17 protein-coding genes are annotated in these 20,511 nt (G+C 61.1%); 9 read left to right on the forward strand and 8 right to left on the reverse strand.

Translation table 11 applies throughout. The features are described from left to right. Positions 1-885: 885 nt before the first annotated feature. Complete coding sequence (locus BGP02_RS21920; RefSeq protein WP_261939468.1) at positions 886-2,217, forward strand: Rieske 2Fe-2S domain-containing protein; 1,332 nt, start codon at positions 886-888, stop codon at positions 2,215-2,217. Positions 2,218-2,233: 16 nt separating this feature from the next. After that, positions 2,234-3,409, forward strand: a complete 1,176-nt coding sequence (locus BGP02_RS21925) for a Gfo/Idh/MocA family protein (RefSeq protein ID WP_286799279.1) — start codon at positions 2,234-2,236, stop codon at positions 3,407-3,409. A gap of 169 nt (positions 3,410-3,578) precedes the next feature. Here BGP02_RS21925 and nadC read toward each other — a convergent pair whose 3' ends face one another. The 4 genes from nadC to BGP02_RS21945 form a co-directional block, all read right to left on the reverse strand. After that, positions 3,579-4,424 (reverse strand): carboxylating nicotinate-nucleotide diphosphorylase, encoded by an 846-nt coding sequence (gene nadC, locus BGP02_RS21930; RefSeq protein ID WP_286799317.1) that lies wholly within the window; start codon positions 4,422-4,424, stop codon positions 3,579-3,581. A 132-nt stretch (positions 4,425-4,556) separates the two neighbouring features. Next, positions 4,557-5,147 (reverse strand): MarR family winged helix-turn-helix transcriptional regulator, encoded by a 591-nt coding sequence (locus BGP02_RS21935; RefSeq protein ID WP_026131495.1) that lies wholly within the window; start codon positions 5,145-5,147, stop codon positions 4,557-4,559. Between the two features lie 125 nt (positions 5,148-5,272). Continuing rightward, a complete protein-coding gene (locus tag BGP02_RS21940) occupies positions 5,273-6,265 on the reverse strand; it encodes a PhnD/SsuA/transferrin family substrate-binding protein (protein WP_017231441.1) in 993 nt (330 codons plus the stop codon). Between the two features lie 53 nt (positions 6,266-6,318). Then, positions 6,319-7,653 carry an MFS transporter gene (locus BGP02_RS21945; RefSeq protein WP_017231440.1) on the reverse strand — a complete coding sequence of 445 codons (1,335 nt, stop codon included), beginning with the start codon at positions 7,651-7,653 and terminating at the stop codon, positions 6,319-6,321. A 238-nt stretch (positions 7,654-7,891) separates the two neighbouring features. Between BGP02_RS21945 and BGP02_RS21950 the strand changes: the two genes are divergently transcribed. Beyond that, complete coding sequence (locus BGP02_RS21950; protein ID WP_268567096.1) at positions 7,892-8,857, forward strand: PDR/VanB family oxidoreductase; 966 nt, start codon at positions 7,892-7,894, stop codon at positions 8,855-8,857. Positions 8,858-8,991: 134 nt separating this feature from the next. On the opposite strand, the gene BGP02_RS21955 is transcribed toward BGP02_RS21950, so the two are convergent. Continuing rightward, positions 8,992-9,909: a LysR family transcriptional regulator gene (locus tag BGP02_RS21955; RefSeq protein WP_286799281.1), complete on the reverse strand. Its 918-nt coding sequence runs from the start codon at positions 9,907-9,909 to the stop codon at positions 8,992-8,994. Positions 9,910-10,068: 159 nt separating this feature from the next. Here BGP02_RS21955 and BGP02_RS21960 point away from each other — a divergent pair, with 159 nt between their 5' ends. Together BGP02_RS21960 and BGP02_RS21965 are read left to right on the forward strand one after the other, a co-directional pair. Continuing rightward, a complete protein-coding gene (locus BGP02_RS21960) occupies positions 10,069-10,833 on the forward strand; it encodes an SDR family NAD(P)-dependent oxidoreductase (protein ID WP_017231437.1) in 765 nt (254 codons plus the stop codon). 68 nt (positions 10,834-10,901) lie between these two features. Then, complete coding sequence (locus tag BGP02_RS21965) at positions 10,902-11,609, forward strand: pirin family protein (protein WP_286799283.1); 708 nt, start codon at positions 10,902-10,904, stop codon at positions 11,607-11,609. Positions 11,610-11,712: 103 nt separating this feature from the next. Here the strand turns inward: BGP02_RS21965 and BGP02_RS21970 are convergent, their stop codons facing one another. Beyond that, positions 11,713-12,156, reverse strand: coding sequence for a winged helix-turn-helix transcriptional regulator (locus tag BGP02_RS21970; protein WP_261939474.1), 444 nt, complete (start codon positions 12,154-12,156; stop codon positions 11,713-11,715). Between the two features lie 104 nt (positions 12,157-12,260). On the opposite strand from BGP02_RS21970, the gene BGP02_RS21975 reads away from it, so the two are divergent. Genes BGP02_RS21975 through BGP02_RS21990 form a run of 4 tightly spaced genes read left to right on the forward strand, consistent with a single transcriptional unit; the run spans position 12,261 to position 16,184 of the window. Continuing rightward, positions 12,261-13,178: an alpha/beta fold hydrolase gene (locus BGP02_RS21975; protein WP_353744125.1), complete on the forward strand. Its 918-nt coding sequence runs from the start codon at positions 12,261-12,263 to the stop codon at positions 13,176-13,178. Between the two features lie 44 nt (positions 13,179-13,222). Then, entirely contained in the window at positions 13,223-14,221 is a 999-nt protein-coding gene (locus BGP02_RS21980) for an NADP-dependent oxidoreductase (protein ID WP_286799284.1), read from the forward strand. A 56-nt stretch (positions 14,222-14,277) separates the two neighbouring features. Next, positions 14,278-15,120, forward strand: a complete 843-nt coding sequence (locus tag BGP02_RS21985; protein ID WP_286799285.1) for an SDR family NAD(P)-dependent oxidoreductase — start codon at positions 14,278-14,280, stop codon at positions 15,118-15,120. Positions 15,121-15,125: 5 nt separating this feature from the next. Then, positions 15,126-16,184, forward strand: coding sequence for an alkene reductase (locus tag BGP02_RS21990; protein WP_286799318.1), 1,059 nt, complete (start codon positions 15,126-15,128; stop codon positions 16,182-16,184). Positions 16,185-16,744: 560 nt separating this feature from the next. On the opposite strand, the gene gyrB is transcribed toward BGP02_RS21990, so the two are convergent. Together gyrB and dnaN are read right to left on the reverse strand one after the other, a co-directional pair. Continuing rightward, complete coding sequence (gyrB, locus tag BGP02_RS21995; RefSeq protein WP_017232946.1) at positions 16,745-19,222, reverse strand: DNA topoisomerase (ATP-hydrolyzing) subunit B; 2,478 nt, start codon at positions 19,220-19,222, stop codon at positions 16,745-16,747. A gap of 178 nt (positions 19,223-19,400) precedes the next feature. Next, on the reverse strand, positions 19,401-20,507 hold the full coding sequence (gene dnaN, locus BGP02_RS22000; protein WP_017232945.1) for a DNA polymerase III subunit beta: 1,107 nt from the start codon (positions 20,505-20,507) through the stop codon (positions 19,401-19,403). Between the last annotated feature and the right edge of the window lie 4 nt (positions 20,508-20,511).

Consider the following 20,511-nt stretch of genomic DNA (forward strand, 5'->3'; position numbering starts at 1 on the left):
GTCAACGCCGGTGTTCGTGGGGAGCAGGGACACAGTCAAGCCGGCGCGGCGGTCAGTCCATTCGGCAATCGCATATGTCGATCGACTGAAGACAAGCTTAATTCTGTCAAAATGGAAAGTGTTTCCAAAAACATGCGAACTTCGCGCGCTTCGTGAGGAATATTTTCTAGCGCCGGACAATGTTGCAAAACCCCTCTGCTGCGGTTGCAACGGAATGACGTCGGGTGTCACCGTTGAGCAGCGCAGTGCGCCTGGCGCGGGGTTCGAGGTAAAGACGAGCGCAATTCGATGCCGGACACTGATGATCGACGGGCAGAAGAGCCCGCCTATGCCAGCGTGAAACTCGAAACACCTCCGAGCAGCTTTCCGGCCTGATCTCGCACCGTTTCAGTCGCTGCAGCGGATTTTCGCGCGAGGGATGCGCTGTGTTGCGTGACAACATCGCTCTGCGACAACGCACGTGACAGCGCTTCGACGCCGTTGCGTTGCTCCTCAGACTCGGACGCGATCTTTCGTAGCACGCCATCAACTTATCGAACGGTATTGCGTATCTCGTCGACGCGCACGCCTGCCACGCCCGCCCGTGTTACTCCCTGCTGAACGTGCGCCGACCAGCGCTTCGATGTCCCGCGTCGCGTTGCCGACAGCGCGACATCGTCGTCTCGGCAATATCTGAAGATTAGATATCTGTTTTTCTTTCCGGTATCTATCGTCGTTGAATCTCGCTTCCTTATATTTTGGGATCGAATATCTCCGGTCCAGCGACGCTATCCGCCATGCGTACTTTCCCGGAGGCGCCAGCAAGTCTCTTGCCAATTTAACTAGATATCTAATATAGTTAGCAAAACCTGCTGATGAAGGCGACCTGTCGCCGGGAGACATGACATGCTGACCCACCAAGAGAACGAATTGCTGTGCCGCGTCGAAGGGGATGCCCCGATGGGCCAACTGATGCGCCGACACTGGACGCCGGTTTGCCTGATCGAAGAAGTCGCCGAGCCGGATGGCGCGCCGGTAAAGGCGCGCGTATTTGGCGAGGATCTCGTCGTATTCCGTGACTCGGAAGGCCGCGTTGGGGTGCTGGACGAGTACTGCCCGCACCGTCGCGCATCGCTCGTCTACGGCCGCAATGAAGACGCCGGCCTGCGCTGCCTGTATCACGGCTGGAAGTTCGATGTCGGGGGCAACGTGCTCGAAATGGTGTCCGAGCCGGCGACGAGCTGCATGGCCAACAAGGTCAAGCACAAGGCCTACCCGGTGCGGGAATGGGGCGGCATGGTGTGGGCGTATATGGGCCCGCAAGACGCCATCCCCGACTTCCAGCCGCCGGCCTGGGCACCGACCGCCGACACCCGCGTAAGCATCGCGAAAGCACTGCTGCCGTGCAACTGGGCGCAGATCCTCGAAGGCGCGATCGACTCCGCACACAGCTCCAGCCTGCATTCGTCCGACTTCGTGCCGGCACGCGTCGGCGGCGCCGAAGCGACCGACAAGAACTGGCTGCGCCCCTCCACCGACAAGGCCCCGCGCCTGCAGGTCGAGCGTACCGACTACGGCTTCCGTTATGCCGCGCTGCGCCGCCCGATCTTCAACGCCGGCACGCACGACTACGTGCGCTCGACGGTGTTCGTGGCGCCGGGCACGGTGCTGATTCCCCCGAACAATCTCTACAACGTTGCGAACATCAACGTGCCGATGGACGACACGAACACGGCGTTCTACTTCATCGCCTGGGGCGATCCGGAGACGACACCGGAAACTGAAACCTGGCGCAAGTTCCTGCGTCAGCAGATCGGCATCGATCTCGACCAGCACTATCGCCCGCTGCGCAATCACGACAACCGCTTCTGGCAGGACCGCCAGGCGATGAAGGCCGGCAATTTCACGGGCATTTCGGGCTTCCCCAACCAGGACATCGCCATGTGGGTCACGATGGGTCCGATCGCTGACCGCTCTGACGAGCGTCTCGGGGCAAGCGATCTCGCGATCGTCGAATTCCGGCGCCGCATGCTCGACGCACTCGCGGAATTCGACAAGGACGGCAACGCCATTGGCACCGGTGCGAAGGCGATTCCCCAGGACACATGCTCGTACCAGGCCGTCGTGCCGAAGGAAATCGACTGGCGCACGTATGCCGTGCGTTACGTCAGCAAGCGGAACCCGGAACTCGCCGACCAGCCGGCCGCGCTCGCAACGGACTATCAGGTCAAGCAATAACGGGAGGCACACGGTTATGGAGCAGCGCCGTTTGCGCATCGGGGTCGCAGGACTGGGACGGGCATTCTCGCTGATGCTGCCGACCTTCCTGCGCGACCCCAGAGTCCAGCTCGTCGCTGCGTGCGATCCGCGTGCGGATGCGCGGCGGCAGTTCGCCGCCGACTTCGCGGCGCCCACCTATGCGGACGTGGCGGAGTTGGCGGACGACGATAACGTCGAGATCATCTACGTTGCGAGCCCGCACCAGTTCCACGCGCAGCACACGGAGATTGCCGCGGCAAAAGGCAAACACGTACTGGTCGAGAAACCCATGGCGCTCGGCACCGCCGATTGCGACCGCATGATCGCCGCATGCCGTGCCGCGGGCGTGCATCTGATCGTCGGCCATTGCCACAGCTTCGATACGCCGTACCTGCGTACGCGCGAATTGATCCGTCTCGGCGAATTCGGCGCGGTGAAGATGATCCAGGCCATCAACTACACCGACTACCTGTACCGCCCACGCCGGCCCGAGGAGCTGGCGACGGCTGAAGGCGGCGGCGCCGTCTTCAGCCAGGCGGCGCACCAGGTTGACATCGTGCGAATGCTGGCCGGCTCACGCGCAATCCGGCTGCGTGCGAGTGTCGGCCGGTGGGATCCGTCGCGCCCCACCGAGGGAGCCTATTCTGCGCTGATCTGGTTCGAAAACGGCGCCTATGCCTCGCTCTCATACAACGGGTACGGCCACTTCAATACCGACGAGTGGAGCGGCTGGATCGGCGAAATGGGCGATCGTACGAGCCCCGACACGTACGGCAGCGCCCGCCGCCGTCTGAGGACGCTTGCGTCCTCGGATGACGAGGCCGACCTCAAGGCGGCCGGCACCTACGGCGGATCGGCATACAAACCGCCCACCGCCGCCGCGGACGAGCCACAACGATTCCATCAGCATTTCGGCCCGATCATCGTGTCCTGCGAGCATGCGGACCTGCGCCCGCTGCCCGATTCGATCGTCATCTACGGCGACGAGCAGCGCCAAACGCTGCCGCTGCCTGTGCCCGTCGTGCCGCGCGCTGAAGTCATCGACGAGTTGTATGGCGCGGTCGTCGACGGACGCAGACCGCTGCACGATGGCGAATGGGCGAAAGGCACGCTGGAAATCTGCATCGCGATTCTGAAGTCGAGCGAAACGGGCGCAGATGTAACCCTTTGATCGCTTCAGGAAAGCGCAAGATCCCTTGTTACCCTCGTTTTGAACTGAGCCAAGTACAGTTAAAACGAGGGATTTTTTATCGGCGCCTGCGGCATTCCGGACAGTTGGAAAACTGGAACGCTGGCAACGGCCCCGACTTCTGCGGGGCGCGTATATGCGCTCGACTGCGCTATCCGGCGAACGCTGCAAAGCGCAACGAAAAATCGGTCGCCGTGACGTGCTTCGTCAGCTTGCCTAACGAAATGCGGTCCACGCCGGTCTCCGCAATGGCGCGCAGGGTGTCCTCCGTAACGCCACCCGACACTTCCAGCTCAGCGCGCCCTGCGGTGACATCCACGGCCTCACGCATCGCGTCGAGCGAGAAATTGTCGAGCAGAATCGCCTTGGCGCCCGCGGCCAACGCTTCATTTAACTCAGCGAGCGTTTCCACTTCGACCTGCACCGGTACGCCCGCCTCCAGAGCCTGCGCTGCCCGAACCGTCGAGGCAATGCCGCCCCCGGCCGCGATATGGTTTTCCTTGATCAGGATGCCGTCGTACAGGCCACGACGATGGTTTTCGCCACCGCCGATACGCACCGCGTATTTTTGCGCGAGGCGCAAGCCCGGAAGCGTCTTTCTCGTGTCGAGGATGCGCGCCGCCGTGCCCTCGACGATGCGCACCATCGCACTCGTCTCGGTGGCAACACCCGAAAGCAACTGAAGGAAGTTGAGCGCCGTGCGCTCGGCCACGAGCATGCCGCGGGCTGGACCGGTGATCCGGCAAACGATCTGCCCTTCGTGCATTCCTTCGCCTTCGCCGACAAACCACTCAATCGCAATACGCGGGTCCACCTGCCGGAGGGTTTCGTCAAACCACGGCCTGCCACATAGCCGTGCGGGCTCCCGCACGGTCAGGACGGCCTCGGCTGAGGCGTCTGGGTTGATCAGCAGCGACGTCCAGTCGGCGTTGCCGACATCTTCCGCAAGCGCATCGCGGACGTTGCGCAACATCGCCGCGCGGGTCATTTCATCCATTCCAGTATCCGTATTATTGAGCGGGAAAGCAGCATGCAGTGGCCTGCCATCGTGCGTGGGCACGGCCACCAATATTATTAGATCTATAATAATATAGCCAGCTGGGAATGGTCTGAAGTGTCGCGCTGCGCGTCAATCGTGTTCGGACGCTTCGGCGCGTGCCGCGATGAGATTACCTACCTCGCGCGTCGACGGAATGCGACGCGACGGATCGTTAGACTCGGATTCGTCGCGTGCCATGTTCTCGATGATCGTCAGCAGAACCTTGCGCGCGACGTTAATCTCGGTCGCCTTTAAACCGTCAACACTGATCTCATTGACTTCTTCTGCAAGCGGAACGAGCTTTTTCTTGAGGTTACGGCCGCGTGGCGTGAGGTAGACGTGCGTGTTCTTGCGGTTGCCGGGGGCATAACGACGCTCGACATAACCGAGCTTTTCCATCGCCTGCACCGCGCTGAAGGTGGTGGGCGTCGTGGTTCCGGTCTCGTCGCTGAGCTCCTTTTGCGTGAGCCCGTCGTTGACCCAGAGCACGCGCAGGAAAGCCCAGTGGCCAAATGACACCTCATGTTGCGCGAGGCGCATTTGCAGTCCGCGCACCATCGCGCGGGCTGCATCCTTGATCAGGTGGGCGAGACGATCGTCGGGCACCGCCTCGCGCCAGTGCCGGAGAATGGGATCTGTGCTTTGTGCCCCGGATTTGCCAAGGGAGCGTGCTGTTGCCATACCTTCCTCATCCCGTAATAACCAAACATACGGCAATCATATCGCCGAATCCGGCGCATGAGCCACAGCAGACGGGTACGGCGGGAGTTCGCGCGCGGCGGCGACCGAACCCGCGAGGCGGGACCTCAGATCTTGAAGCTCTCCAGACTTGCCGGGTGAAACAGTTCAGCGGGCTGCACACGGCGGCTCGACAACCCTTCCGCATGGTGCTGGGCGAGGAAGCGGTCGATCACTTTCTCGTTCTCCGCGAAGCCGTACGACCAGAAGTCGTGGCCCATCAGTCGTCGCGCGTTGCGCAACTGGTCCTCGATGAATGGCAGCGTCACCTTGGTTGCCGAGGTATCGCTCAGGCGTGCGAGCGCGATCTCCTTCGATTTCTCAAACGCTTTGACGATGGCGCCTGGCAGCCACGGATGCTGCTCCGTGAGCGACTTGCGAATGCCGAGCGTGTGCATGATCGGGAACAGCTTTCGCCGCTCATACCATTCCGCGGCGGCCTGCTGCGGATCTTCGAACAGGTATTTCACCTGCGGATGTCCGCGGTCGAAGCACGACGGTGCGCGCGGTCCGATCACGCCGTCGATTTCTCCCTCGGCCAGCAAGTTCGAAATCGTCCGGCCCTCTGGTGCGTTTTCCAGCACCACGCCCTCGGGAAGCTTGAGTGCGATTTTCTCCACGCGCGTGGGATCTTCGTAGCCGCCGCGCACCCAGCGAATGTCCGAGGCTTTCACGCCGTACTCTTCCTCCAGGAACATTCGGACCCACACGTTGGCCGTGAGTTGATACTCCGGCACACCAATGCGCTTGCCCTTGAGATCCTCAGGCCGGTTGATGCCGCGATCGGCGCGCACGTAGATCGAGCTGTGTCGGAACGCGCGCGACGGGAAGACCGGCACGGCAATGTACGGCGACGTGCCCGCCGCCGTCTTCACCGAGTAGCTGCTGAGCGATAGCTCGCAAATGTCATAGTCGGCATGGCGGAACGCACGAAAGAAAATCTCCTCCGGATCCTGCAACATAAACACCGGGTCCACGCCGTCGATCTGGACGTCGCCGTCGATCAGCGGACGCATCCGGTCGTAGTTGCCCACGGCGATGGAAAGTTGAAGCTTGCTCATTCCTGTTCCCTTCTCACAATGAAAAATCCTGGTGTCGCACCCTGCGTCGGGCGTTACGGTGCTCGCCGCTCGCGCGGAACCCCCAGAAGCACGGCGATGCCGCCTACAAACGTAAACAATGCGACCAGCAGGATGCCCGCTGAAAAGCTGCCGCTTACGCTCTTCACCCAGCCGAGCACGATAGGCGCGAAGAAGGCGCCAACTTGCCCGAGGCTGCTGATCACACCAATACCGCCGGCGGCGGCCGTGCCTTTGAGGTACGTCGGCGGGATAGTCCAAATAATCGCTGCGGCCGCGAAATAACTGATCGAGACGAGACTCAGGCATCCGATCGCAGCGAGCCAGTTATGCGTGACCAGGGTGAGGAGCACAGCGCCTGCCGCGCCTGCTGTCGTCACACTGACGAAGTGCCAGCGGCGCTCGAGGCGCAGGTCCGAGCTGCGCGCGATGAACAACATGGCAACGGCGCCGACGATGTAAGGCAGGGCCGACATGAAGCCGATCTGCAACAGGTTGGAGACGCCTGCCTGTTTGATGATCGTCGGCGTCCAGTAGTTAAGGATGGTCCCGCAAATGGGCACCGTGGCCCAGCCTGCAGCAATCACGTACACGCGCGGGTCGCGCAGTGCGGCGAGCAGATTGCTCGGCGCGTCGTGCGGCTTGCTGCGGCTTTCTTCCTCCAGTGCGCCAATGACGAGACGCTTTTGCTCATCGGTCAGCCACGCGGCCTCCTGCGGTCTGTCGATCAGATAGAAATACGCAACGACGCCTGCAATCACAGCCGGCAATCCTTCGAGAAAGAATAGCCACTGCCAGTTGCGAAAACCCCAGACGTCCATGAAGTTTTGCAGGATGTAGCCGGAAAGCGGTCCGCCGACGATCCCCGCCACCGCAATCGCCAGCAAGAATCGCGACGTGATGCGAGCACGGCGTTTGGCCGGATACCAGTACGAGAGATAGAGGATGATCCCGGGCCAGAAGCCCGCTTCCGCCGCGCCGAGGAGTGTTCGGGCGAGGTAGAACTGCCACGGAGCGGTCATGAACGCCATCGCAGTGGAGATGCCCCCCCACAACAGCATGATTCGCGTGACGGTCTTGCGGGCGCCGATGCGACGGAGCAAGAGCGTGCTCGGCACTTCTAGCAGGATGTAGCCAATGAAGAACAGACTCACCCCAAGGCCGTAAGCGGCGTCGCTCATACCGAGATCGTGCTTCAGCTGCAATTGCGCGAAGCTGACGTTGACGCGGTCGAGATAGTTAAGGACCCAACAAAAGAAAAGGAAGGTCATCAACCTCAGCGTGATCTTGCGGTAAGTCGCCTCCTCGGCCGCCGAGTCGGCTACGGCAGGCAGGGGTACGTCCCCAGAGTGCAACGTTGAATGTGCCATGTCTCAATGTCTCCGAATTTCATTTGTGATGCCGGCTGGAACAGGCGTTCCCCCATCACATAATTAGATTTCTAATCTTAAGGTTACGGCGGCTTTTTGTCGCTGGCAAGCACGGGTTTATACCGAGAGTAAGGTCGCGAAGCGTCGCGCGTCTTGACTTGATAAATTAGAGATCTAGTAATAATATACGATTCATGTTGAGGCAGCGCAGCGCCGGATCGGCCAGAAGGAGACAGATATGACGACACCCCAGGAAGACGGCTTTCTTCGTCTGAAGATTGCGGGCAAGGAGAAGATCGCCCGTGACATCTGGCGCTTTGATCTGACCGACCCGCAGGGCGCGCCGTTGCCGCCGTTCGAGGCGGGCGCGAACTTGACCGTTGTGGCCCCCAACGGTTTGCGACGCAGCTATTCGCTGTGCAACGACTCGCAGGAGCGCGATCGTTACGTCATCGCGGTGAAGCGTGACAGCAACGGACGCGGCGGCTCGATGAGCTTCGTCGACGACACGGCAGAGGGCGACGACGTGGATGTATCTCTGCCCCGCAATGAATTTCCGCTCGACGAACGGGCAAAGTCGTTCATTCTCGTCGCAGGCGGCATCGGGATTACGCCGATGCTGTCGATGGCGCGACAGTTGCGAGCGGAGGGCCTGCGCTCGTTCAAGCTGTACTACCTCGCCCGCGATCCGGAAGGCACGGCGTTCGTCGATGAACTCAGCAGCGACGAGTGGCGCTCGGACGTGACGATTCACCACGATCACGGCGATCCGTCGAAAGCGTTCGACTTCTGGCCTGTGTTCGAGCGGCCAAAGTCAGCGCATGTGTACTGCTGCGGCCCGCAGGCGCTGATGGACACCGTGCGGGACATGACGGGTCACTGGCCGTCGGGCACCGTTCACTTCGAGAGCTTCGGTGCGAGCAACGCGAATACGCGCGAGAACACGCCGTTCACCGTGCGGCTTGCCCGCACCGGTACGTCGTTCGACATTCCCGCCAACCGCTCGATCCTCGACGTGTTGCGCGACGCAAACGTTCGCGTGCCGAGTTCGTGCGAAAGCGGCACCTGTGGTTCATGCAAGACGGGGCTGTGCTCAGGCGAGGCGGATCATCGGGATCTCGTGTTGCGCGACGACGAGGAGGAGACGCAGATCATGGTCTGTGTATCGCGCGCGAAATCAGCGGAGTTGGTGCTCGATCTCTGAGCCGCAAGCGAAACCCATCTCTTGCGCCTCATCGGGGCCGAGGTGATCTGCTCAGCTATATCTGGGCCAGAGCAGAAGTGATTGAAACTTGTCGTCGCATTATCGCAATGACGTCATTGGCTGATGCACAGTGATTACTTCGGCCATCGCCAGGTCGGTTCGCTCAGGTGCTCGGCAAGGTAGTCTGACAACGCGCTCACCTTCGCTGGCCGCGCCCTCGCAGACGGTGTGACGAAGTACAGGCCGCCCTTCGTCAACGACCAGTCGGTGAGGATCGCCTCGAGCCGCCCGTCGCTCAGATATTCGCCCGCGATGAATTCCGGCAGCTCTGCGATGGCGAGCCCTTCCAGCAGCATCGGCAGGAGCGCATCGGAATTGGTCACCCGCAGCGGGCCGTTCGGCATCACCGGTTCCTCGTCGCCAGCGTCGTTGGTGAAGCGCCAGACATCGCTGCGCGCGCGATACGCATAGGACATGCAGGGCCGGTCCACAAGCTCACGCGGATGCACCGGCCGTCCCTCGCGCGCCAGATAGGCGGGCGACGCGACGACATATTGCGTGACCGCACACAGACGCCGGGCAACCAGCGCCGAATCGGGTAGCGCGGCGATTCGCAGTGCGGCATCGAACCCTTCGGCGACCAGATCGACCGTCGAATCGGCCAGATGCAGATCGACTTGCACGTCTGGATAGCGGCGGAAGAATTCCGGCATCAGCGGCGCAACCCACCTCAGCCCGAACGACATGGGCACCGCCAGTCGCACGAGCCCGCGAGGCTGCACCGACAATTCGCGGGCGGCGCCTTCCGCGGCCTCGGCCTGCCGATAGATCTCGCCAGCCTTCTCGCACAGCGTCCTGCCGAACTCGGTCAGCGCGAGCTGGCGCGACGTGCGATTGAGCAGCCGTGCGCCCAGGCGGTCCTCCAGACGAGCGACGCCGCGCGACACGGTGGCGACCGACACCCCCATCTCCCGCGCTGCGGCCGCGAACGAGCCTTCCTCGGCCACCTTGGCGAACATCGCGAGCCCTTCGAAATCAGGCAGCTTCGACATGATTCCCCATCATTTCAAATTTGCAACGTTGATTTGCAATGCATTCTATTTCGAAAAGGTCGAGCCATCGATATTCTCCTTACATCGCAGCAAACAACCCGCCGCGAACGCCGCATACCGGCGCCACCGATCGACCCAACACACCGAAGGAGCAACACCATGGCACGCAAGCTCGACCACAAGATCGCCCTCGTCACCGGCGCCACCAGCGGCATCGGTCTGGCCACCGCGCAACGCTTTGCCGCCGAAGGCGCGCACGTCTATCTGACCGGTCGCCGTCAGGCCGAACTCGATGCGGCCGTCGCATCGATCCGTGACGCCGGCGGCGCGGCCACCGGCCTGCGCGTCGACTCGACGAAGCTGGACGAGCTGGATTCGCTTTACGCGCAGATCAGCGAGGCGCACGGCCGTCTCGATGTGCTGTTCGCGAACGCTGGCGGCGGCTCGATGCTCGCGCTCGGCGAGATTACCGAGGCGCACTTTGACGAAACATTCGATCGCAACGTGAAGGCCGTGTTGTTCACGGTGCAGAAGGCGCTGCCGCTGTTGGCCGACGGTGCGTCAGTGATCCTGACCGGCTCGACGGCTGGCAGCTCGGGTACCGCGGCGTTCAGCGTGTACTCGGCGTCGAAAGCGGCGGTGCGCGCGTTTGCCCGCAGCTGGATTCTTGACCTGAAGCCGCGCCGGATCCGCGTGAATACGATCAGCCCGGGTGCGACCCGCACGCCCGGTCTGCTCGATCTGGCTGGCGACGACGCCGCGCAACGCCAAGGTCTGGCCGATTACCTTGCCGCGCAGATCCCGCTGGCACGTCTCGGCGAGCCGGAGGAAATCGCAAGCGCTGCGCTGTTTCTTGCCTCCGACGACGCAAGCTTCGTGAATGGGGCCGAGCTGTTCGTCGACGGCGGTCAACAGCAGATCTGAACGAAACAGGCGTCGAGGCCGACGGCCCACATCGCGTGGCGCAGTCGGCCTCCTTTGGAGGCTGCATCGTGACTGAACATCGGCCCTTTACTTCATTGGGCACACTCTCGCGCGAGTGGCTGAGCGCTCGGTTGCATTTTCGCATCGGCAATCTTGGACAACTCGCGCATCGACCGCTGGGGCCATTGGTCGTCTGGAACGACGACGAAGTCGCGCCGCACTCTGGCTTCGGGCTTCATCCTCATCGCGATATTGAAATTGTCACGTGGGTACGTTCGGGCGCGGTCACGCACGAGGACGATGCGGGCAATCGCGCCCGTCTCGTGGTGGACAGCGTGCAAGCCATGCATGCCGGTACGGGCATTCATCACGCCGAGCGCAACGACGAAGACGCACCGGCGCGGATGTTTCAAATCTGGCTGCAGCCGCGTGCGCCAGGCGGGACGCCGCACTGGGCGATGGGGAGTTGTTCGAAGGCGCAACGCGACGGGCGGTTCGTGACCCTCGCGAGCGGTGATCCGGCCGACGTGCGAGCAGGTGCATTGCCGATCGATACCGATGCGCGCGTAAGGATCGCGACGCTGCGCGAAGGGCTATCGATGCGCGTTGCATTGGATTCACCGCAGGCGGCTTATTTCGTAACCGACCACGGTCGGATCGACATTGCGGGGGCACGGCTTGAACCGCGCGATGGCGCTCTCGTGACGGGCGAGTCCGAGGTTTTGATTAACGCGATCAGCGACACTGACGTCGTGATGGTCGAGCTGCTGGGCTGAGGTGAGTGATCTGGGTTCGCTCAAGCGATTGAATGCTTTCTCGCGTCGGAATCGCAATTGAGCTGCGAACCCGCGAATGGGCAGGTCTCGGTCGGATCACCTCTCAGCTTTCGTCCGGCGTGTCCATGCGCATGGGACGAGTGCCGATCTTCGCCCCGGTGACCTCATCCACGGCGACGGCTCTAATTTCGGTGCCCGTTTCCTTGTCGAAGAAACGGATTAGCTTGCCGCCACCCCGGTGTTGGCGCCCCCACTCACCAATCATGAACAGCACCGGCAGAAAGTCGCGACCGGCAGCGGTCAACAAATACTCCTCGCGTGGCGGGTGCTCCGAGTAGCGCCGCTTCTCCAGCAGCCCCTCCTCCGTCAGTGCCGCCAGCCGGCGGGTCAGCATCGTCGGCGCAATGCCCAGACTTTTCCGGAACTGGTCGAAGCGGGTAAGGCCGGCATGGGCGTCCCGCAGGATCAATATGCTCCACGCGTCTCCCGCGACGGCTAGGCTGCGCGCAATCGGGCAGGGGTTATTGCAACAATTTTGCTTGTCCATACTATTTTGATAGTGACTTAGTCTCAAATTGGTAGTATTGTTACTATCAATTCGATACTAACACTTTAGGGACTAGCAATCCACCCGGCACGGAGATTTCATTGATGAGCAGGAACAATTCAGGCGCCGCTCCGGTAGCCGGAGCATCTTCTCGCATCGGCGCCACCGTGACGGCGCGGCCGATGGGCAACGTGAAATGGAAAGATGTCCCGACCCGCGCGATTGACGTTGGCGGGGTGGCTTTCGCCTATCGGGAACTCGGCCCCGAATCCGGCGTGCCGATGATCCTCCTGCACCACCTGATGGCCGTACTCGACGACTGGGACCCACGTGTTATCGACGGCATCGCCGCTCAGCGTCGGGTGATCGCCTTCGACAATCGCGGGGTCGGCGCCTCGGGAGGATCGGTGCCACACACCATCGACGAAATGGGCCGCGATGCCATCGCGTTCATCCGTGCCCTGGGACTCGGCAAAGTCGATCTGCTCGGGTTCTCGATGGGTGGTGGCGTGGCGCAGACCGTGGCGCTGCAAGCACCCGATCTCGTTCGACGGGTGGTTCTCGCGGGCACAGGCCCACGGGGCGGCGGTGGCATCGACGAGGTCACCAAAGTCGCTGTGCTTGCTTACATCAAGGCGGCGTTGACATGGAGCGATGCGAGGAACTTCCTGTTTTTCCCCCGCACCCCAGCGGGAAAGCGCGCCGCGAGAGACTACGTCACCGGACTGAAGGCGCGGACCAAGGACCGCGATAAGGCGATCTCGCTTCAGGCTCGTCTTGCTCAACTCAAGGCAATTCGTCACTGGGGCTTGAGCACGCCCGACGATCTATCGGCCATCAAACAGCCTGTGTTCGTGGCAAACGGCGACAACGACCTGATGGTCGGCAGCAGCCTGTCGGCCGACTTGGCCCGGCGGCTGCCGAATGCCCGGCTCACGATTTACCCGGATTCCGGGCACGGAGGCGTTTTCCAGCATCACCTGGCCTTTGTGCCCGCGGTGCTGGACTTCCTCGCCGACTGAACCGAACAGATAAGAACGAAACGCCAAGGATGAAAAATCAAACCATGAAAGCACTCACCTTCAAGCGCTATGGCAAATCGCCCGAGATCGGGCTCGCCGAGGTACCCCGGCCCACGCTAAAGAGCGATGAACTGCTGGTACAGGTTCGCGCCGCCGGTCTGAACCCGATTGACAACATGATTCCGACCGGGACGTTCAAACCGGTTCTGCATTTTCAGTTTCCGGCCACACTGGGTAGCGACTTGGCTGGCGTGGTGACTGAAGTTGGCAGCAATGTGACCCGCTTCAAGCCAGGCGACGCCGTCTTCGCCAGCATCTTCGACATTGGTACAGGGTCGATTGCCGAATTCGCCGTCGTGCCGGAGAGCGCTGCAGCGCCGAAGCCGACCAATCTGGACTTCGTGCAAGCCGCGTCGATCCCGATGGTCGGCCTCACTTCGTGGCAAGCGTTGAAGGAACGCGCCAATCTTCAGACCGGCCAAAAGGTGTTCATTCCTGCGGGATCCGGCGGGATTGGCACATTTGCGATCCAGTTGGCGAAGCACCTTGGCGCCAAGGTGGGCACCACCGTCAGCACGGGCAACGTCGAACTGGTGCGTAGCCTCGGTGCAGACGAGGTGGTCGACTACAAGAAGCAGGAATTCGAGCACGTGCTGCGCGGCTATGACGCGGTGCTTGGCACCGTCAGAGGTGACGCGATTGAAAAATCCATCTCCATCCTCAAACCGGGAAGCAGGATCGTCTCGCTCATCGGCCCGCTGGACGCTGCATTCGCTCGTGCCAAGCGCTTGAACTTCGTTCTACGGTTCGTATTCGGAATGATGAGCCGCAAAATCATGCGTCTCACGAAAAGGCGGGATGTCACCTACTCATTTCTCTTCGTGCACCCCGACGGCGCCCAACTCACAGAAATCGGCAAACTTCTCGAAGCTCAGCGCATCAAGCCGGTGATCGACAAGGTGTTTCCGTTCGAGCAGGCCAAGCAGGCGCTTGAGTACCTCGCCCGAGGACGATCCAAGGGCAAGGTCGTGGTCAAGATGTGACGGGCGCTGTGTTTCCCTTCCCCACCACCAGCACAATTAATGCAAAGGAAAAATCCGTGACTACACGTCCGACCGTCCTCATCACCGGCGCCTCCAGCGGCATCGGCGCCACCTACGCCGAGCGCTTCGCCCGCCGTGGCCACGACCTCGTCCTTGTTGCGCGCGACAAGTCGCGCCTGGAAAAGCTGGCAATACGCTTGCATGAGGAAAGCAATGTGGCCGTCGAAGTGCTGCAAGCCGACCTTACAAGCCGCGCGGACTTGTCTGTGCTTGAAACTCGGCTGCGGAATGACGCGCGTATCGGCGTCTTGATCAACAACGCGGGCATGGCTCAATCGGGGGGCTTCCTGGAGCAATCCGCTGAGGCCATCGAACACCAGATCACGCTCAACACCACCGCGTTGACGCGGCTCGCTGCGGCGATCGCACCGCGCCTCGCGCAGTCCGGTACGGGTTCAATCGTCAACATTGGTTCGGTGGTTGGTTTCGCGCCCGAGTTCGGCATGTCGATCTACGGAGCGACCAAAGCCTTCGTTCTATTTTTGTCACAGGGTCTGCACCTGGAGCTGTCCCCGAAGGGCGTTTACGTGCAAGCGGTCCTGCCGGCATCGACGCGCACCGAGATTTGGGAGCGTGCCGGCATTGATATCAACACCCTCCCCGAGGTGATGGAAGTCGGCGAACTGGTCGATGCTGCACTGGTCGGTTTCGACCGTCGCGAGTTGGTCACGATACCTCCGCTTCATGTCGCCGAGCGCTGGGATGCGCTGGATGGTGCGCGTCAAGGGCTGGTGTCGGATATTCGACAGGCCCATGCGGCTGAACGATATCAGCCACAAGCCTTAGCGCCTCATCCAGATAGACTGAACGTGAACCCCACGCCAACGAAATTTCAATGAACAACATGTTATTCACGCCTACCCAGCTCGGCAGCCTGCCACTGAAGAACCGAATCGTCATGGCGCCGCTGACGCGCAGCCGGGCAATCGGCAACCTGCCCAATGAACTGATGGCGGAGTACTACCGCCTCCGAGCGGATGCCGGACTGATCATTACCGAAGGCACCTCGCCATCGCCCAACGGTCTGGGTTACCCACGCATCCCCGGACTGTTCAACGAAGCGCAGGTACAGGGCTGGCGACCGGTGACTGATGGCGTCCACCAAGCCGGCGGCAGGATTTTTGTTCAATTGATGCACACCGGGCGTGTCAGCCACCCCGCGAACATGCCGGCCGGCGCCGGCGTTTTGGCTCCGTCGCCAATCGCCGTTCCCGGCGAGATGTGGACCGACACCGACGGAATGCAGCCGCATCCCGTACCCCGCGAAATGAGCGAAGCGGATATTGCACAAAGCATCGCCGAATATGCGTCGTCGGCCAAACTGGCCATACAGGCAGGCTTCGATGGCGTCGAGCTGCATGCAGCCAACGGCTACCTGATTGACCAATTCCTCAATACGGCGTCCAATCAGCGCCACGACCGCTGGGGTGGTTCGGTGGAGAACCGCATCCGCTTCGCGGTCGAAGTCGCCAAGGCGACCGTCGCCGCCATTGGTGCAGAGCGCGTTGGCATACGCATCTCGCCGTACGGCGTCTTCAATGCCCAAACGCCGGATGCCGAGATGGATGACGTGTACCTGCGTCTGATCGACGAGTTGAATGCGCTCGGCCTACTCTATATCCACATCGTGGATCACAGCGCCATGGGGGCGCCTGAAGTCAGCCCTGAGTTAAAAGCCAAGCTCCGTGCCGCGTTCAACGGGCAATACATTCTCTCCGGTGGCTACGATGCTGCCCGAGCAGATACGGATCTCGACGCAGAGCGTGGCGATCTGGTGGCTTTTGGTCGCCCGTTTATCTCGAATCCGGATCTGGTAGCCAAGCTGAAGTCGGGGCAGGAATGGGTTGCACCTGATTTCGCTACCTTCTACACACCGGGAGAAAAGGGTTACACCGACTATTGAAAATCCGATTCTGGATAAGTTGACCGCTCTGGCCAACCTGCAGCCCATGGAAAGGGGCAATGACAGACGATTGGGCTGGACGTGACGGCAGGGCGGCTTTGGCACTGGTGGTTCGATCGCCACACGCGAGAACGGCTGGGCGGGCAACCGTCTATGCAACGCACGTGGCACCTTAACGACCGACCGACTCACGCCAGTCGAGGATCCTAGCCATTCCCACGGCAAATGTAGAAAAAGTGTCCAGCTTGCCGCACGTTTCGAACATCACGGCGACAGAAACGAAAAAGGGTTACAGGAAAATCACCTGTAACCCTTTAATTTTATTGATGGAGTGGATGAGAACCAAACTCACTACCTTCGCATTGCGAACGCGGTGGCACCTAGCAGCATCATTTGGCCATGATTCCACTGCGATTCCGGCCCCAAACTTGTTTCCGGAGCAGGCACATCGAGCGGTACCTCCCCTGCCTCGATAGGCCAATTGCAGAAACTCAGTCGCACAGTCGCAAAACTGTGGCGCCAGTCGCACTTACTCTGGCGCCCTACGTCTACTGACAACATCAGACATCAATATTCCCAGCCCGCAACGCATTCGACTCAATAAACGCGCGACGCGGCTCGACATCATCACCCATCAGTGTGGTGAAGATCCCATCCGCAGCGATTGCGTCTTCGATCTGCACGCGCAGCAAGCGGCGGACGGTCGGGTCCATCGTGGTGTCCCACAGTTGGGCCGCGTTCATCTCACCCAGCCCCTTATAACGCTGCTTCGAGACGTTGCGCTCCGCATCCGCCATCAGCCACTTCATCGCCGCCTTGAAGTTCGACACCGACTGTGACTTCTCGCCACGTCGAATCGTCGCCCCTTCACCGATCAAGCCCTTGAACGTCTCCGCCGTCTTCTGCAACTGCGCATAGTCCGCCGTTTGCAGGAAGCCCTGGTCGATCACGCTCAGCTTCACGTTGCCATGATGACGACGCTCCACACGCAGTGCCGCCACCGGCTCCGCATTCTCGACGTCTTCCATCACCGCCGTAATCGTGATCTCCGGTGCCAACGGATCGTCGCTCAGCGCCGCCTGCAACGCCGCAGCCGTGCGCTTCGCCGCTTCCTCGTTGTCCAGCTGGATCTCCACGCCTTCCGTCACCGCCGTCAACACCGACGCCTCGTAAATCCGGCTCAGACGATCGATTACGCCATCGGCCAACTGGTAGCTGCGCGTCAACTCGCCCAGCGCATCGCCAGCAATCGGCGCTGCCCCCGTCGACGGCGTCAGCTCGGCATTGTTCATCGCCAGCTTCAACATGTACTGCGCCAGCTCGCCTTCGTCCTTGATGTAACGCTCGTCCTTGTTGTGCTTGACCTTATACAGCGGCGGCTGCGCGATATACACGTAACCCCGCTCGATCAGCTCCGGCACCTGACGGTAGAAGAACGTCAGCAACAACGTGCGGATGTGCGCGCCGTCCACGTCAGCATCGGTCATGATGATGATGCGGTGATAACGCAGCTTGTCGATGTTGTAGTCGTCCTTGCCGATGCCGCAACCCAACGCGGTGATCAGCGTCACGATCTGCTCGCTCGAAATCAGCTTGTCGAAACGCGCCTTCTCAACGTTCAGCACCTTGCCGCGTAACGGCAAAATCGCCTGGAACTTACGGTCGCGCCCCTGCTTCGCCGATCCGCCCGCCGAGTCGCCCTCGACCACGTAGATCTCGCACAGCGCCGGATCCTTCTCCTGACAGTCCGCCAGCTTGCCCGGCAGACCCACGCCGTCGAGCACGCCCTTGCGACGCGTCATCTCGCGCGCCTTGCGCGCCGCATCGCGCGCCCGCGCCGCTTCAACGATCTTCGAGCAAATGATCTTCGCGTCGTTCGGCGTCTCCTGCAGGAATTCGTCGAGCGCCTTCGCCACGTACTCTTCCACCGGCGCACGCACTTCCGACGACACCAGCTTGTCCTTCGTCTGCGACGAGAACTTCGGCTCCGGCACCTTCACCGACAACACGCACGTCAAACCCTCGCGCATGTCGTCGCCAGTCGTCTCGACCTTGGCCTTCTTCGCCAGCTCGTTCTCGTCGATGTACTTGTTGATCACGCGCGTCATCGCCGCACGCAAACCGGTCAAGTGCGCGCCGCCATCTCGCTGCGGAATGTTGTTCGTGAAGCACAGCACCGTCTCGTTGTAGCTGTCGTTCCACTGCATCGCAACTTCCACGCCGATACCGTCGCGCTCGCCCGTGACGTGGAAGATCGTCGGATGCAAGACGGTCTTTGTCTTGTTGATGTACTCGACGAAGCCCTTCACGCCACCGCCAAACGCGAAATCGTCTTCCTTGCCCGTGCGCAGATCCGTCAGGCGAATACGCACACCGTTGTTCAGGAAGGACAGCTCGCGCATACGCTTGGCGAGAATGTCGTAATGAAATTCGACCTTGCCGAAGATCGTTTCGTCCGCGAGGAAGTGCACCTCGGTGCCACGCTTGTCGGTGTCGCCCAGCAGCTTCAGCGGCGACGTCTCAACGCCGTCAATCACCTCAAGCTCGCGGTTCTGCGGCACGCCCTGGTGGAACTCCATGAAGTGCTTCTTGCCGTCGCGACGCACGGTGAGCTTCAGGTATGTGGACAATGCGTTCACACACGACACGCCCACACCGTGCAAACCGCCCGACACCTTGTAGCTGTTCTGGTCGAACTTGCCGCCCGCGTGCAGTTCCGTCATCACGATTTCCGCCGCGCTGCGCTTCGGCTCGTGCTTGTCGTCGAACTTGATCCCCGTGGGAATGCCGCGACCGTTGTCCGTCACGGAAATCGAATTGTCCGCGTGAATGATCACGTGGATGTCGTCGCAGTAACCGGCAAGCGCCTCGTCGATCGAGTTGTCCAACACCTCGAATACCAGGTGATGCAGGCCCGTGCCGTCCGACGTGTCGCCAATGTACATGCCGGGACGCTTGCGCACAGCCTCCAGACCTTCAAGGATCTGGATGGAGGCTGCACCATAGCCGCTATCGGCCTGCTTTTGCTGTTCGCTCATGACAATCTTCCGGTTACTGCGTCATTAACTGACGAATTACTGCTTCATGACCTGCCCCCTCCGCGCGCCATCGGCGCCGCAAAGGCGGCTTATCCCGCAAAAGGATAATTCTCTAGAAACGCCAAAGGGGCGCTCGGCCCCTTCGCGCATGTAACGGCGCGTACGGCGGAATATCCGCTCAAATGCGCATCGGCATCACGACATACTTGAATTCGTCGTTGTCCGGCAAGGTGATCAACGCGCTCGAATTGGCATCGCCCAGACTCACCTTCACCTGTTCGACCTTGAGGTTCGACAACACGTCGAGCAGGTACGTCACGTTAAAGCCGATATCCACCGACTCGCCCGTGAAATCGATCTCGATCTCTTCCTGCGCTTCTTCGTTTTCCGTGTTGTTCGCGCTGATCTTCAACAGGTTGTCACTGACCAGGAAACGCACACCCTTGAATTTGTCGGACGTGACGATCGCCGCACGCTGCAACGAACGATGCAACTCTTCACGGCTGATGACGAAGCTCTTGTTATACCCCTTCGGGATCACGCGATTGAAATCGGGGAACTTGCCCTCGACCAGCTTCGATACCAATTCGACGTTCGCAAAGCAGAACTTGACCTGGCTCGGCGCCACGTCGATCTTCACCGGATCGTCGATGTCCTCGAGCAAACGCTGCAATTCGAGAATCGTCTTACGCGGAATGATGACTTCCTGACGCGCGAACTTTTCGCCGGCAATCGTCGTGTTGCAGTACGCCAGACGGTGACCGTCCGTTGCGACCGCTTCGATCTTCTCGCCCTCGACCACGAGCAGCATGCCGTTCAGGTAGTAACGGATGTCCTGCTGCGCCATCGCGAAGTGCACCATGCCCAACAGTTGGCGGAACGCACGCTGCGGCAGCGAGAAGCTCGCGGCGTAGTCCTTGGCCTCGGCCACCGTCGGGAAATCTTCCGCCGCCAACGTCTGCAACTGGAAACGGCTCTTGCCCGCCTGCACCGTCAGACGCTTGTCCGAGAGCGACAGCGCCACTTCGGCGTCGGGCATGTTGCGCAGAATGTCGAGCAGCTTGCGTGCCGCCACGGTCGTCGCCACGTCATCGGCGCCGGCACCGCAGTCGGCGGTGGTCGTGATCTGCAACTCAAGGTCGGTCGACAGGAAGGAAATGTCCTGTCCGTGCTTGCGAATGAGCAAATTGGCCAGGATCGGCAACGTGTGGCGACGCTCGACGATGCCACTCACAATTTGCAGCGGCCGCAGCAGATTGTCTCGTTGAGTTTTGACCAATTGCATATTT

The organism is Pandoraea sp. 64-18 (assembly GCF_001899225.1).
Taxonomy (GTDB): domain Bacteria; phylum Pseudomonadota; class Gammaproteobacteria; order Burkholderiales; family Burkholderiaceae; genus Pandoraea; species Pandoraea cepalis.

Bases quoted from the DNA above. Each gene is read 5' to 3' on its own strand.
- gyrB (WP_017232946.1), bottom strand. From the start codon at position 19,222: ATGAGCGAACAGCAAAAGCAGGCCGATAGCGGCTATGGTGCAGCCTCC.
- BGP02_RS21935 (WP_026131495.1), bottom strand. From the start codon at position 5,147: ATGGCAACAGCACGCTCCCTTGGCAAATCCGGGGCACAAAGCACAGAT.
- BGP02_RS21990 (WP_286799318.1), top strand. From the start codon at position 15,126: ATGTTATTCACGCCTACCCAGCTCGGCAGCCTGCCACTGAAGAACCGA.
- BGP02_RS21955 (WP_286799281.1), bottom strand. From the start codon at position 9,909: ATGTCGAAGCTGCCTGATTTCGAAGGGCTCGCGATGTTCGCCAAGGTG.
- BGP02_RS21960 (WP_017231437.1), top strand. From the start codon at position 10,069: ATGGCACGCAAGCTCGACCACAAGATCGCCCTCGTCACCGGCGCCACC.
- BGP02_RS21975 (WP_353744125.1), top strand. From the start codon at position 12,261: ATGAGCAGGAACAATTCAGGCGCCGCTCCGGTAGCCGGAGCATCTTCT.
- BGP02_RS21940 (WP_017231441.1), bottom strand. From the start codon at position 6,265: ATGAGCAAGCTTCAACTTTCCATCGCCGTGGGCAACTACGACCGGATG.
- BGP02_RS21920 (WP_261939468.1), top strand. From the start codon at position 886: ATGCTGACCCACCAAGAGAACGAATTGCTGTGCCGCGTCGAAGGGGAT.
- BGP02_RS21925 (WP_286799279.1), top strand. From the start codon at position 2,234: ATGGAGCAGCGCCGTTTGCGCATCGGGGTCGCAGGACTGGGACGGGCA.
- dnaN (WP_017232945.1), bottom strand. From the start codon at position 20,507: ATGCAATTGGTCAAAACTCAACGAGACAATCTGCTGCGGCCGCTGCAA.
- BGP02_RS21950 (WP_268567096.1), top strand. From the start codon at position 7,892: ATGACGACACCCCAGGAAGACGGCTTTCTTCGTCTGAAGATTGCGGGC.
- BGP02_RS21980 (WP_286799284.1), top strand. From the start codon at position 13,223: ATGAAAGCACTCACCTTCAAGCGCTATGGCAAATCGCCCGAGATCGGG.
- BGP02_RS21970 (WP_261939474.1), bottom strand. From the start codon at position 12,156: ATGGACAAGCAAAATTGTTGCAATAACCCCTGCCCGATTGCGCGCAGC.
- BGP02_RS21945 (WP_017231440.1), bottom strand. From the start codon at position 7,653: ATGGCACATTCAACGTTGCACTCTGGGGACGTACCCCTGCCTGCCGTA.
- nadC (WP_286799317.1), bottom strand. From the start codon at position 4,424: ATGGATGAAATGACCCGCGCGGCGATGTTGCGCAACGTCCGCGATGCG.